The sequence below is a fragment of the Microcoleus sp. K1-B1 genome (genome assembly GCF_036704705.1).
Taxonomy (GTDB): Bacteria; Cyanobacteriota; Cyanobacteriia; order Cyanobacteriales; family Microcoleaceae; genus Microcoleus.
Window position 1 is genome coordinate 38,162 of the sequence record NZ_JAUBSH010000035.1, and the last position, 14,432, is coordinate 52,593.

Sequence of the window (14,432 nt, forward strand, 5' to 3'; positions counted from 1 at the left end):
AGCCCGCCAGGGGTTTAAACCCCTGGCTAATAGCGAAAGTCCTCTAAAAGAGGACTAAATGCTGAGCCTAAAAAGCGCTCTTCAGTCCACTTAAGTGGACTTTCGCTATTAGCCGTGGACTTGAGTCCACGGCGGGACAACAGCACAGGCGCCAAATCTCAATCAAAACTATCCCTAGCATAGTCAGCATCAAGTTTCTTGACCAGTTCAGATCAGTTCACTTTTTTCTGAACCGTTTTGCTCTGGAGAAATCCAGTTGACCCCAATAGGCTTGAATCATTAACACTCAAAGGTTCAGCTTATGACAGCCTTTCAACTCAGCCTTTTCCCAGACGAGCCACCTACTCCCCTCGACTCCCTTAACAAAAAGAGAAGGGTAAAACTCCAATCCCAACCAACTGTAATAGAGCAATCCTGCACAACCCATAGAGCCGCACAACTGTTGGAGGTATCCACCACAACTCTCTACCGCGCTCGGAAAGAAGGCAAACCTTACGAGAAGGGCGCTTGGACTGCCACCGCTCTTGGTGCAAACGCTTGGACAGTCGTCTACAACCCCCTTAATTCCCACTAACCCTAATCGGAGATAAAACTCATGCTATACGCCTTTGACTGTGACAATTCTTTGTCTTCATTTCCCCAATTCCAAAGCGGAGAAATCATCAACGAGTTAGAAACGATCGCTATCGATATTCTAGAGATTATTTTAGGCGATCGCTTCCGTTACTGTCCCCAAGTTCCCCTAGAAATCATCTGTTCTCGTCGAGAAACTTTCACCCGTCTTCCCATTGAACTTTGGAAATTTTGGGTGAGTTCCAGAGTCGATATCGCCTTGATGGAACGCGGCTGTTGTGCTAGTCGCAAAGCCAAACTCGTGATAGAATGTCAATCTCATTGGCACGATCGCCCAGAGGTGCAGGAGCGCGATCGCACAAAAGCCGAACTCCTTGCATCTGTTGGCGTTCCCTTAGTATACCTGCGACCAATCGATCGAGATCGACGCTTCTATCGTTTCTACACTCCCAATGAACAAAAAGAAGTATTCTACAACTCAATTACCCAACAAGGACGAACAGAACTGGAAGCATTTTTGCAACACTATTCAACACAGTTGACAGTTGACAGTTGACTCTTAGACTATAATTTTTCTGTGTAAGTCCTGTAATTAACACAGGACTTACAGACGGCATCTATCCAAATCGAAAATCAATAATCGACAATGGTATTACTCCCACTCGATCTTTCCCGGCGGCTTAGAAGTAATATCGTAAACCACCCGGTTCACCCCCTTAACCTCATTCACAATCCGATTCGAGATCGGTTCCCACAAATCGTAAGGAACCCGCGCCCAATCAGCTTTTGCCCTGATCTACTGAATACCGTGTCCCACAAATGGAATATGCTGGATGATTACAAATACCGATCGCAACTAGGACAACGGTACAACATGGGTGGGAGTTTTGCGGACAAGCTTTACTTTCTAAAATGTTAAAAACTGTGCATTGCGGACATTTTTTAAATATAAGTTAGTGGCACAATTATCTATCTTTAGCCCTGGGCGCATTAATACCTTTATAACCGAGTTTTTTACCCTTGTTAAAGGCTAATTATGCAGTTTGTTTGTCCATCAAACCCGGTTTCTGGAAACCCGTGCGTCCAGGAATATATCTTCCTTTACAAGGGTGACTTGATTCCGATTTGTGGTATGTTTTCTGGGCGAGGGGATGTTTTAGGACAATGTTCGATATGAAACGTTTAAAATTAAAATCAATGCTGGCGGCGGCGATCGCGATCGCCCTTTGTTTAATTGCGATCGCCAGCTACGCCCAAGCGAACAAGACTTTAACACTCGCGACTTCCCCAGACTACCCGCCCTATGAATTTAAAGATACGGCTGTTAGCGGCAACGAAATTATCGGTTTTGACATCGATATTGCCAAATATATTACTAAAAAATTGGGCTACGAACTGAAAGTAGTGGGCATGGATTTTAACGGCTTAATTCCCGCTTTGCAGGCGGGCAGAGCCGATTTTGTGATGGCTGGAATGACTCCCACCGCAGAAAGGAAAAAAAATGTTGATTTTTCTGACCTTTACTACGAAGCTCAAAATACAATTGTCGCCAATAAAGGCAGCAATTTGACCAAAGCTGAAGATTTAGCCGGCAAAAAAGTAGGCGTTCAACTCGGAAGCATTCAGCAGGAAGCTGTGAAAAAAATGCCCGGTGTGCAACTGGCTGCTCTCAATAGAATTCCTGACATCATTCAAGAAATTAAATCGAACCGCATCGCGGCAGGAGTGATCGAGGATACTGTCGCTACGGGTTATGCAGCAGCGAACCCGGACTTGGAATTTAACACAATTCCCAATACTGAAGAAAGCGGTTCGGCGATCGCCTTTCCGAAAGGTTCAAGATTAGTTCCAGAATTCAACCGAGTCCTCCAGCAAATGAAAGCCAGCGGTCAAATTAAGGAACTAGCTACTAAGTGGTTTTCTCGGCCAATTCCGCAAGAACCTGCTCAAGCAAATCAGCCTGCGGTAGCCTCTAAGTTCGGGTTAGATTTTGGCAAAATCTTGCCGAGTTTGCCTTATATTTTGTCCGGGATTTGGGTAACGCTAACTTTTACCTTGCTGTCGGCATTTCTCGGATTTATCTGGGGAATCGTGCTGTCTCTTTTTAAGATTTCTAGCATTAAACCGCTGTTCTGGTTTGCCACTGCTTACACCTCAATTTTTCGCGGAACGCCGCTAATTTTGCAGTTGACTTTAGTTTATTTTGCAACGCCCCAGCTTACGGGCTATAATATATCGGCGCTGCAAGCTGGCGTGATTACTTTTTTCCTGAATTCTGGGGCTTATATTTCCGAAACAATCCGCGCGGGAATTCAAGCCGTAGATAAAGGTCAAAAAGAAGCCGCAGAATCCCTTGGCGTTCCCTACAAACTGATGATGGGCGATATTATCTTGCCGCAAGCCTTGAAAAATATTTTGCCTGCATTGGTGAATGAAAGTATTGCTTTGCTGAAGGATTCAGCTTTAGTTTCAGTAATTGGCGTAGAAGACTTGCTGCGCCGCGCTACAATTGTGGGAGCAGAAAAGTATATTTACTTTGAACCTTTGATATTTGTCGGCGCAATTTATTATTTGATGGTGCTTAGTTTAACTTGGGGGGCCAATGTACTCGAACGCAGACTCCAAACTAGCAGTTAAGGTCGATCGCCTGTATAAATCTTTTGGCAATCTTAAGGTTTTGCGCGAGATAACTACTGAGATTCATAAAGGAGAAGTGATTGCCATTATCGGCCCTTCGGGGTGCGGCAAGTCTACTTTTTTGCGGTGTTTGAATTTACTGGAAGTTCCGACTTCGGGACACATATACATTGACGGAGTGGATATTACTTTGCCGAAGGCAGATATTATGAAAATCCGCCAGAAAGTAGGGATGGTTTTTCAGCATTTCCACTTGTTCCCGCACATGACTGTGCTGCAAAATGTGATGTATGCGCCTGTAAAGGTGAAGCAAATTGCTAAGGATGAGGCGCGTCTGAAGGGGTTAGAATTGCTGGAAAAAGTGGGTTTGTCAGATAAGGCAGAGGTTTATCCTTCTAAGCTTTCGGGGGGACAAAAACAGCGGGTGGCGATCGCCCGCTGTTTGGCTATGGAACCGGAAATTTTGCTGATGGACGAACCGACTTCTGCACTTGATCCAGAAATGGTTAAAGAAGTGTTAGATGTGATGAAAGCTTTGACCAAAACGGGAATTACAATGGCAATTGTAACTCACGAAATGGGTTTTGCGCGGGAAGTCGCCCACCGGATATTGTTTCTCGATGGCGGAAAGGTGGCGGAAGATGTGCCGCCGCAGGAGTTTTTTAGCAACCCGAAGTGCGATCGCGCCAAGCAATTTCTGGAAAAAATGCTTTAATCTGATATCGCATCCCCAATCAAACAGGTTTGTAGTTCGATCGCACATAATCTCACATTCTCAGCCCCGCACCCTACAATCACGACAATATGCGGTTTTAAATTCACCTTTTTTTACTGTTTTTAACGGTGCCGATCGCGCTGGCGATCGAGCTTTGCCAAAGCGGCACCCGAAACATCCGCCAAAATGCTAATTATCCGATACAAAGCCACCGCACCCAGAATTATACCCGTAGAAAAGCGATCGGACAGCAGGGCGATCGCCGTTGCTTCAAATACTCCCATTCCCCCCGGTGCTCCCGGTACAACTAAACCGACAACAAACGCAAAACAAAAAGCACCTAACAAGTTGGGAATATTGCTAAATTCCACCGGAGTTAAAGCCATTACCGTTAGCAAAAAACCACAGCCACGCAATCCGATAAAACACATTTGTCCGATTAACGGCACTAAAGGATAGCGTTTAATTGGCAAATTAATTTTGCGGTTAGACTTGACATTCGATGTTTTTTTAGGTACATTTGAGGTAGACTCTGCACGAAAATTATGTGCCTCGCCCCCAGCCTCCCCAGTATTTGAATTTTCCCCATTGTTCTTTGATAACTTCAACCGCTCTACAAATAGAACGATCGGATTTAAAATGCGGGGATGAATCGCCGTCAAAATAGCAGCACAACCGACAAGCCGCAACAACCAATTGAATTTGTCAAAACAAATCAACCCAATCAAAACGCCCGCAGAAGCCATCAGCAGCGGTTCCAGCAATACGCTGAGAGTAGCAGCTTTGGGAAAAATACCGGCTTTTTTCGCGTCCAATATTCTACCCCAAAAATGCCAAATATTCCCCGGTAAATACTTGGCAATATTAGTTTTGAGAAAAACTTGAATCGCCCACGCCGCAGTTACAGGTTGACGGAATTCCCGCAAAATCAACATCCACACCCAGCCGACAAAAATTAGAGACAATAAAGTGACGCCAAGGGCGATCGCCAGCAAGGGAAAACTTTCGGCTCGAATTTGGATATTCGCGACTTCTCGCCAGTGAGTTAAAAAAGCTTTGGCAATAAATAAAAACGTCCCGCCCAAAATCAAATAGCGCAAATAAGGCTTTAAATGCGATTTCGCGAGGTTGAAAAATTTCTGAATTCGATGCAAGTGTTGTTTTCCCATTTTCCGATCCCGATTTTGAATTTGGGATTAAGTTATACTGTTTTAGATTTTATATTTTAGAGGGGGTAAGGCGGAATTGTGCTTGATTTACACGGCATGATATGACGGAATTAAATCTGTTTAACCTAACCTATGCAGACCTCTACAGACTGTGCGTAATGCGCGCATTACAGACTATTTAGGGCGTTTTTAACCACAAACTTAAATTTAAAATCTAAAATTTAGATCGATATACCTCACTAGGAGTACATTTCTATGCCCGGCCCGAGCCCTGACGGTCTTTCCTATCTTTTAGATGATAGCCCCAATAGTTTCGCCTTGACTCCGGGCTTTTTGACTCCTTATCCTAACGGATTTTTTGCCCTCAGCGGCAACGATTTTATTGTCGGTGCGTCGGATGCCGATCGCATTAGCGGTGATAATGGTAACGATCGCATTCTCGGCGGCAGCAATTCCGATACGCTGTTAGGGGGTGCGGACAACGATGTACTTAACGGCGGTGTCAGCAGCGACATCCTGTTTGGCGATGCCGGCAGCGATACCTTGCAGGGAGGTAAGGGAGAGGACGCCCTCAACGGCGGCGACGGCAGCGACGTTTTAGTGGGCGATGGGGGCAAAGATATGCTGACAGGGGGTTTGGGCCCAGATACCTTTGTCCTCCGCAGCAACTCCGCAGTCTCCGATCCCGCTGCTGCAGACGTGATTACTGACTTTAACAGTTTTGTGGATTCGATCGGACTGACTGACAATCTTACCGAAGCTGACTTGATTCTCGAAGAAATATCGATCGCCCCCGGTATTTCCAATACATTAATTAAAATTCGCCAATCCAATGCTATTTTAGGCTTGGTAGCCAACGCATCTCCACAAAACCTCGCCAATACATTCATCTCTGCAACTACCGTATTGGGCAACCAACTGGATCAAGCTCGCGATTTAGGCGTTTTGGGCGGCACTCAAACGATCGCCGACTCTCTTAACAACGCCCGGCCAGACGGCCTTTACCGCTTTACTTTGCCTGCAACTAGCGACTTTAAATTAACTGTCAGCGGTTTGACGGCGGATGTTGATGTTGCTCTAATTAAAGATCTTAACGGCGACAATTCTATTGACTTCACCGATATTATTGCTTCTTCTCAACAACCGAATTTATCGCCGGAAGCGATCGACATCGACGGTTTAGCCGCAGGAACTTACTTTGTCCGAGTTTATCAATACCAAGGCAGTACAAATTTCACCCTCAATCTGTCTGCAACCCCTGCAACTGTTTTGACTAACAATGCGAGCAACTTGCAAGGTTTTGACTCTCGTTTTGGGTTCGGTTTGGTGAATGCAGCAGCGGCAGTTGCTAAAGCTCAAGGTACTGCAACTTTTCCTGATGTTCCCGATTTGGGCGGCGACGAGTGGGGCAGAGATTTAATTAAAGCTCCAGAGGTTTGGGCCCAGGGGTTGACTGGAGACGGAATTGTCGTGGCAGTTATCGATAGCGGAGTTGACTACAATCACCCGGATTTGACGGGGAATATTTGGAGTAATGCGGGGGAAACCGGTGTTGATGCGATCGGTCGGAATAAAGCTAGCAACGGGGTTGATGATGACAATAATGGCTTTGTTGACGATTTCCGAGGATGGGATTTTGTCAACAACGATAATGACCCGATGGATGATAACAATCACGGCACTCATATATCGGGTTTAGTTGCTGCGAAAAAAGATGGGGTTGGGATTACTGGCACGGCTCCGACTGCGAAGATTATGCCTGTGAAAATACTTGATGGCGCAGGGGTGGGTAAAATTCGGGATGAAATTAATGCGATTAATTATGCGGTGGCAAATGGAGCGAAGATAATAAATGTGAGTTTGGGCGGCCTAGAGTTGAATGCTCAAGAATTGGATGCGATTCGAGCGGCTGAAGCTCAAGGCGCGATCGTGATTTCGGCGGCGGGAAATTATGCTCGCCCACAAGTAGATTATCCGGCTCGGTTTGCCAATGAGGTAGGAATTGCTGTCGGTGGTGTTACCCGAAATGGCTTGTTTGGGGATTATTCTAACCGGGCGGGTGCGGAGACAATTAATTATTTTGTTGCTCCGGGCGGCGACGGTGGTAGGGCGGATTCTGGTGATATTTATTCAACTGTGCCGCTGTCTCAACCGGGGATTCCCTATCGATATTTTGCCGGTACTTCAATGGGAGTGCCACAAGTATCCGGCGTGATAGCTTTGATGTTGCAGGCGAATCCGAGTCTGACTCCTGCTGATATTAAGAGGATTCTTGCGGAAACTGCGAATCGAGCGGTTTGAATTGGATGTGGTGCGATCGATCTACAATCCTCAATCTTCTACCAATTATTAAAAGCAAACCGTAGGGACACCGCAATGCCGTGTCCTACTCCCCGCGCCGCACACGCAATGCCGTGTCCCTACTTTTCAGAATTGGTATTAAAAATTGGCGGCGTAAGTTAAGTCAAATTGGCGGCACAGAGTGATGCAGCAGTAGCTTGGTCGATCGAATACTAACTCGTAATTCATCTGGCCGTCTATTTTGGTGATCGGCTGCTTTAAGGGGATGCCTTGAATGTCGTATTGGCGGCGTTCTAAGGCACTCCAGTCGATAATTTTGAAGTCGATTTGGTTCTGTAACTCACTTGCGATCAGATATAGGTGCATCTTGTCTTGAACTTTCCCAGTCAAGGGAACTTTTATTAACACTGACTGGGTGACGAGGGGTTTTTGGTCGTTGGGATGCTTCTGGGTATGGCAGCTTTTGAATTCTATATCGTAAGGTTCTACCTTGAATTTCTCTCCACTGGCGATCGCAGATGAGTGCAAATCTTTCAGGCACTTTTCTAGGTGAGGGATCAGCCCTAAGTCTGGATCACACAGCAGTTTACGAATGTTGGAGGTTTCAGTGACTGTCATTTGAGATTTTTGATGTTATTTTTTTATTCTTAACTTTTAGCTTACCACGAAAAGCCAACCAATCGAACTCTACTTGCGACATACTTCCACGAATGCCGTTTAGGGCCAGTATATCGCAGTGAATAAGACATTTTTTGGCAGCAAACCCGTGTTTTTTGCCTTAATGTTTTAGATTATTTCTTGGTAAGTTTCCACAGATTAAGCTCGACATTAGTATCAGCAGGATCTATTTGATAGTTTTGTTGCTGAATTGCCGATCGCAAAGTAGAGGAGGGTCGGTATAAAAACAACTCATTGAAACCGGCGGGAATTTGCGGGGGTTGGGGTTTTTTCTTTGCCAATTCTCGATTTTTGTAGCAAGAAGTGTAACAGCGGGGTTCTATTAGCAGTTTGACTTTTGGTTCTAGGTAATAACTTAAAGGCATGATATATGCAATATTGGCATCGCTGATAAATAGGGGATTGCTGGCTTGATTGACAGTCTCAGCTACTTCCAAGGCACCCAACCAACCGCTGCCTTTATTCCACCAAATATCTGCTTGAGAACTAACTCCACCGGATATAATACCTGCGGAAAAAATTGTAACTATAACAATTTTCCACATTTTTTGCTGTTTGAAGTTCTCCAAATTGCTACTAATTTTCGCAGACAGCAGGTAAGCCACTGCTAGCTGAATTCCCACATAACAAGGAACTAAATATCGCGGATTTGCTGAGCGCCTTCCACCCTTGATTAGATCAGGTACTGCTAAAAACAAAGCAGTTGTTGCAATCAATAACAATACAATCAACCACACTCGCTTTGGTGTTTGTCGGCATAGATAATAAAGGGCATAGCCGACTAAAGCTAGAATCATGATACCAACTGGAATTACCAAGGCTAGTTCTGTGGCGTTGGCAGTTCCATCAATGCCTATATCAAAAAATGCTATGGTGATGGAACCAACCCACCTGCTGACTAATCTTAAGTAATTTGTTTGTTCTGCCCATGCTGTTGTGCTTCTAACTTGATTGAAGTTTTCTACCGTATTTACGAGGGAAGGCATGAAGCAGATCAAAGCGATTAAACCTGCTACATAATAGGAAATGAATGTTTTCACATCGCGCCAGTTGGCAATAACTGCGACGTAGATTGCGTGGGCGGCAGCGACACAGACAAATAACAAGTGGGTGTACAATCCCAGTGTTGCTGTGCCTGCATAAAGCGCCCAGGAAAGAACGAGGGCGACAGGATTTTGATTTTCGTCAGGGCGCATTGCTCGCAGCAAGGCTGCACTGGATAAAATAGTAGTTAATGTCCACAAACTGTACTGTCTTGCTTCTTGGGCAAACAAGATGTGGTAGGGAGAAATCGCGAAAATGGCGATCGCCATCCACGCTACGGCTGAAGATTCAAATAACTCCCAAGCCAGCCAATAAATTGCGGGAAATACTAGCAGGCTAATCACGGCGGCAAAACTTCTCATTGCTGCAACGGAACTGCCGAACCATTGCGCCCAATATCGCGCTAGTACGTAATACAGAGGCGGATGTTGGGGGTCTTCTGTTGCTAAAGAATTCAGCGTATCGCTTAAAGTTTTTTCGGAATTTATCTGCTGATATTTTTGTAAATCCGCAGGCGAGGTTATTTTCTGGTACGAAATTTCTTTGATTATTTCGACTTCGGTGTAGCCAGAAACTCTCAAAGAAGTATAGGTTTCGTCGATCCAGTAAAATTTGCGATCGAGATTGGCGAACCGAAATAAAATACCGATGACTAATACGGCGATAATTAAAAATCGCAGCCACTTGTCAAGTGAAGGGTTGTGAGAATTTAGTCGATCGCGATCTTTGGTAGATTCCATTTTATAACTAGCTAATCTCGCACAATTTTTTTCTGTCACCCCACCCGTAAGGTGCGCGCTTACGCACCCTACTAACTTAACAGCCAAAGAGAGGAATTCAGTCCTCCCTACGAACAAAGAAATGATTAATCATCCACTCCTTCTATCGGCGCAAAACCCTGTCGCTGAATATTTTCGGTTATGGTGCGGGGTTCGAGGAATTGCAGCAAATAATCCGGGCCACCCGCTTTAGAACCAACTCCCGAAAGTTTGAATCCTCCGAAAGGTTGCCGCGATACCACAGCGCCGGTAATTCCGCGATTGATGTACAGGTTTCCGACTTCAAAATCGGATGCGGCTTGATCGATATGCGAAGGCGTGCGAGAATACAATCCGCCGGTTAAAGCAAAATTCGTGCCGTTAGCAATAACAATCGCTTCGCTGAAATTCTTTGCCCGAATCACCGACAAAACCGGGCCGAAAATTTCTTCTTGGGCGATAGTTGCTGTGGGCGATACTTCGGTAACAATGACTGGGCCGACAAAATAGCCGGTTTCCGGTGCCGGCATTTCTAAAGCTATTTTAGCTTCGGCACGGCCTGTTTCGATGTATTCACGGATTCGCGACTGGGCATTTGCATCGATCACAGGGCCGACTTGAGTGCCGGGATTTTCTGCTGCGCCGACATTGAGCGATCGTGTCGCTTCTACCAATCTTGCTACAAAATTATCGTACACCGATTCGACCACAATTACTCGCGAACAAGCGGAACATTTTTGGCCGCTGTATCCAAATGCCGAATAAACAACGCCTGCAACTGCTTGGTCTAAATCCGCACTTTCATCGACAATAATTGCATTCTTACCGCCCATTTCCGCAATTACTCGTTTCAGGTGTTTTTGCCCTGGCTGCAAAATCGCAGCATCGGCATAAATCTGACAGCCCACTTCCTGAGAACCCGTGAAAGTAATCATGTGAACATCAGGATGTTTCACCATGTAAGCGCCGACGGTTGAACCTTTGCAAGGCACGTATTGAAATACCCCTTTGGGGATTCCGGCTTCTAGCAATATTTCAGCTATTTTCGCTGCAATTACTGAGGAAACTTCCGCAGGTTTGAGCAAAGTGCAATTTCCAGCAACCAGCGATGCAACTGTCATGCCGACGGGAATTGCGAGGGGGAAATTCCAAGGTGAAATGATTAAACAAATGCCGCGTGGCTGATAGCTATAACGGTTAGTTTCTCCGGGAATGTCGTAATTTTTCCCTTGTTCTAACCGTTCCATTTCGTCGGCATAGTAGCGGCAAAAATCAATAGCTTCGGAAACTTCGGCATCGCATTCTCTGACAGGTTTGCCGACTTCAAACACCATCCAAGCTGATAGTTCGTGCCGCCGCTGTTCCATCAATTCTGCGGATTTGCGGAGGACGCCGGCGCGCTGTCGGACGGGGGTTTTTCGCCAACAGGCGAAGGCTTCTTTTGCTGCTTCAATGGCTTGTTTTGCCTGTTCTTCGGAAAGCAATCCGATGGTGCCAACTACTTCTGTAGGATTGGAAGGGTTGAGAGAATTAACGGTTGCTTCAGTATTTTGGTACTCGCCATTGATTAGCGGTAAATAGGTTTTGCCTAAGTTGGCGCGCACTGATTTGATGGCTGTTTCTGCTTGTTGCCGCAATTTGGTATTGGCGTAGTCGGTATCGGCAACGTTGGGAAATACTTTGCTGTAAACTAGCTGGTCATTTCCGTTAGCAACTGGTGCGGCTAACAATTGTTCGATCGGCATTTCTTCGGAACTTTGCCGGATGAAAGAACTGTTGGCGGTATTTTCCAGCAAACGGCGGATCAAATAAGCCATTCCCGGCAGCAAATCGCCGTAGGGGCAGTAGACTCGGACGCGATAACCCCGATCGACCAAAAGCTTAGCCAATTTGTCGCCCATGCCATACAGCACTTGCATTTCAAAGCGGCGGCGCGGTATATTGAGAGTTTCGGCAATGGCGATCGCCCTGGCTTGCGATCGTACATTATGACTGCCAATAGCTGCATACAAATATTCGTGATTTTCTAGCAGCAACTGCGTCATTTGCTCGAAATTAGCATCAGTAGCAACTTTGTCATTGTAGACCGGCTGTGGCCAATCTTTCTGCATCGCTTTGATAGTTTCCTGATCCCAGTAAGCGCCTTTTACCAGCCGCACTGTTACTGGATTTCCACGTTTTTTTGCCCAGGAAATCAGGTTTCGCAAATCTTGAGCACTGTCGCGCAAATATGCTTGCAATGTAATTCCAATATCCGTGCGACTGCGAAACTCTTCCTCTAACAATAAGTCTTTGAGAATGCTCAGAGTCAAACTCTTGTAAGCATACTGTTCCATATCGAAATGAACCGCCGCGCCCAACTCCTTAGCGCGGCGCAGTAACAGGCGAATTCTCTCGCTTACTTTCTCTTCGCTACCTTTAGCATCCAAAGGGTCAAACTGAGAATAAAAAGCCGTTAACTTTACCGATACTTGCACTCGTGCCAGAGTTTCGCCGTCTGCTTTGTCAATTGCATCTACCTGCGGCCAATTCTTCGCTGCATTGGCGAGTTCAGCCATCAATTCCAAATAGCGGTTAAGATAAATTTGCGCCTCAGCTTCAGTGATGACAGCTTCCCCCAAAAGGTCAACTGTAAAACCCATTTTATCTTTGCGAAGTCGCTCTAAAGTTTTAACTACCTGCTTGATATTTTCCCCAGAAATATACTTGTGCGCCAAAGTTTCCACCGCAGGCGCAACCGTCGTCGCAGCCAATTGTCCAGGAATCGAATCAGCGTTAGTAAAATTGAGCAATTTTTTCAAAGCTTCGGGCAATTCTACCTCTTGGGCGGTCAGGTATTCTTGCAGGTGGCGGGCAATTTCCGGCTTGCTGCGGAGTGCCGGCAAACAGTCGATGAATCGAAACAATTGCACCCGCAGTCCGGGGCTAGCCATCGCCCAATCCATTAGTTTGTCGTCCCAGCGCATTTGGTCTTGCAGTTGACCGAAAAAAGATCGCTTTTTGTCTTGAGTTGCCTTCAGTATTTCTTTGGCAATTTCTTGGGTTTTTGCTTCGTAGATGCTTGGAGATATTTGTGCAACCATTGGTAATTAGTAATGGGTAATTTGTAATTGGCAACCAGGGCGGGTTTATGTATTGTGTAACTACCCCCTGATACAATTATAGTTGCTATTTGACTTCAATCTTAACTTGGTAGTTTGCTTGGCGATCGCCTGAAATTTCAATAGTATAATCGCCGCTACTGGCTAATTGACCTTGCCACTGACCTGTGCTATCAGCAGTACCTAAATTTTCACCGTTAGGAGCAATAATTGCGGCGCTAACTTGACCTTCTTGAACATTAATTGTCATGCTTTGGCCGCTATTGCACTCCAGTAAGTAGCGCCTGGATATGTTGGCTCGCAAACTATTGCTCAAAGTAGTTCCCGTAGCACCAGCTTGAAAGTAAACTCGCTCGGTTACAGGGGTTTCAACCGCAGCGGGAGTTGGAGAAGGAGAAGGCAACGGCGACGGCGAGGGGGAAGCTTGTTGCGGAACACCAGACAGAGAGGGGATTTGAGTGGGACGGGGCGACGGAGGGAATGTGGGGGGGAGTCCATTTCCAGGGGCTGGGGGAAGTCCGGGCCTGCGGTTGACGGGCGCTGTGGCGACAGGCGGAGGGCTTTCGGGGAGGGGTACGTCAGCGGGTAGTTTGATTTGAAGGTTCGCTCTTTCCTGATACATTCTCCACGCTAGCAAACTGCCGAGACTAAGGACGGCACCGACTAACATTCCGCTGAGAAAAACTGCTAATATTTGCCAAGATCTGGCTGGTTTGGGTTCGGGGTTGGCAGTTGGAATTGTTGGAGGCGGATAACTTGTAAGTGGAGTTGTTTCCGGCGCGCTATCGGCGACAACTGGAATTGTTTCGGCTGCGTCGATTGGTGCTGAAATATCTTCGGGTGCGGCAATTTCTGCGGGAGTTTCTGCTGATGCGGAAGTTGAATCAGCCCTGGCAATTTCACTGCGATCGAACTCATCGCTGGCAGGGGAAATTATTTCCGGTTGCTGAGTCAAAATTTGTTTTTTTTCCTGTTCGTCGCTCATGGGGCTAAATTTATTTTACAAAGACCGCTTTTAGACATTTTACCAAGAAATTGGGTCTAAAGCCCCGTCCTTCTAGGACGGCTTTAATTAATTATCAACTTTTGTTAATTGTTTTCTTGAACTTTCTTGCATTGTGTTCATTGTAGAGTACAATAACTATACTACAGGTAGAATAACCGCCGATACACATGAGACACCACGCTCAAACGACTGGTCGGAAAACAATAATGGTTAGTGGGTGGCGAAAACCACGAAAAACATAGCTGGGCTAACTAATGTAAGCCAAAATCAGAGACTAAACTTTTTATTTCTAAAATGTACTGTGGGGCACACAGAAACAAGAGAAGCAATTCTCGAAAGCTTGGGGAGACAAACCCTCTGAGGCTATCTAAATTAAGCTCGATATTTGGTTTTTTTGAACGGATACCTGGTTTAAACACTGCCGCAAGGATAGATAGTTTTAAGGTATGT

General features: G+C 45.9%; 10 protein-coding genes and 1 pseudogene. 5 read left to right on the forward strand and 6 right to left on the reverse strand.

Translation table 11 applies throughout. From position 1 onward, the window contains the following. Positions 1–301 precede the first annotated feature (301 nt). On the forward strand, positions 302–574 hold the full coding sequence (locus QUA83_RS15050) for a hypothetical protein (RefSeq protein ID WP_333293929.1): 273 nt from the start codon (positions 302–304) through the stop codon (positions 572–574). A 21-nt stretch (positions 575–595) separates the two neighbouring features. Then, the gene (locus tag QUA83_RS15055) at positions 596–1,129 is read left to right on the forward strand and encodes a DUF2726 domain-containing protein (RefSeq protein WP_333293930.1); all 534 of its coding nucleotides are present in this window, start codon (positions 596–598) and stop codon (positions 1,127–1,129) included. A gap of 96 nt (positions 1,130–1,225) precedes the next feature. Here QUA83_RS15055 and QUA83_RS15060 read toward each other — a convergent pair. After that, a pseudogene (locus QUA83_RS15060) lies at positions 1,226–1,357 on the reverse strand (GMP synthase (glutamine-hydrolyzing)); the annotation flags it as partial. A 389-nt stretch (positions 1,358–1,746) separates the two neighbouring features. On the opposite strand from QUA83_RS15060, the gene QUA83_RS15065 reads away from it, so the two are divergent. Both QUA83_RS15065 and QUA83_RS15070 read left to right on the forward strand, forming a co-directional pair. Next, positions 1,747–3,210 carry an ABC transporter substrate-binding protein/permease gene (locus QUA83_RS15065; RefSeq protein WP_333293931.1) on the forward strand — a complete coding sequence of 488 codons (1,464 nt, stop codon included), beginning with the start codon at positions 1,747–1,749 and terminating at the stop codon, positions 3,208–3,210. Further along, the gene (locus tag QUA83_RS15070) at positions 3,176–3,925 is read left to right on the forward strand and encodes an amino acid ABC transporter ATP-binding protein (protein ID WP_333293932.1); all 750 of its coding nucleotides are present in this window, start codon (positions 3,176–3,178) and stop codon (positions 3,923–3,925) included. The genes QUA83_RS15065 and QUA83_RS15070 overlap by 35 nt, the downstream gene beginning before the upstream one ends. A gap of 122 nt (positions 3,926–4,047) precedes the next feature. Here the strand turns inward: QUA83_RS15070 and QUA83_RS15075 are convergent, their stop codons facing one another. Next, positions 4,048–5,094, reverse strand: a complete 1,047-nt coding sequence (locus tag QUA83_RS15075) for a UPF0104 family protein (protein ID WP_333293934.1) — start codon at positions 5,092–5,094, stop codon at positions 4,048–4,050. A gap of 255 nt (positions 5,095–5,349) precedes the next feature. On the opposite strand from QUA83_RS15075, the gene QUA83_RS15080 reads away from it, so the two are divergent. Beyond that, the gene (locus tag QUA83_RS15080) at positions 5,350–7,395 is read left to right on the forward strand and encodes a S8 family serine peptidase (protein WP_333293936.1); all 2,046 of its coding nucleotides are present in this window, start codon (positions 5,350–5,352) and stop codon (positions 7,393–7,395) included. Positions 7,396–7,533: 138 nt separating this feature from the next. Here QUA83_RS15080 and QUA83_RS15085 read toward each other — a convergent pair whose 3' ends face one another. From QUA83_RS15085 to QUA83_RS15100, 4 genes are all read right to left on the reverse strand, one after another. Continuing rightward, positions 7,534–8,013 carry a hypothetical protein gene (locus QUA83_RS15085; RefSeq protein WP_333243723.1) on the reverse strand — a complete coding sequence of 160 codons (480 nt, stop codon included), beginning with the start codon at positions 8,011–8,013 and terminating at the stop codon, positions 7,534–7,536. Between the two features lie 173 nt (positions 8,014–8,186). Next, positions 8,187–9,857: a glycosyltransferase family 39 protein gene (locus tag QUA83_RS15090; protein ID WP_333293938.1), complete on the reverse strand. Its 1,671-nt coding sequence runs from the start codon at positions 9,855–9,857 to the stop codon at positions 8,187–8,189. A 125-nt stretch (positions 9,858–9,982) separates the two neighbouring features. Beyond that, entirely contained in the window at positions 9,983–12,958 is a 2,976-nt protein-coding gene (pruA, locus tag QUA83_RS15095; protein ID WP_333293940.1) for an L-glutamate gamma-semialdehyde dehydrogenase, read from the reverse strand. Between the two features lie 85 nt (positions 12,959–13,043). Further along, entirely contained in the window at positions 13,044–13,961 is a 918-nt protein-coding gene (locus QUA83_RS15100) for a hypothetical protein (RefSeq protein ID WP_333293941.1), read from the reverse strand. Between the last annotated feature and the right edge of the window lie 471 nt (positions 13,962–14,432).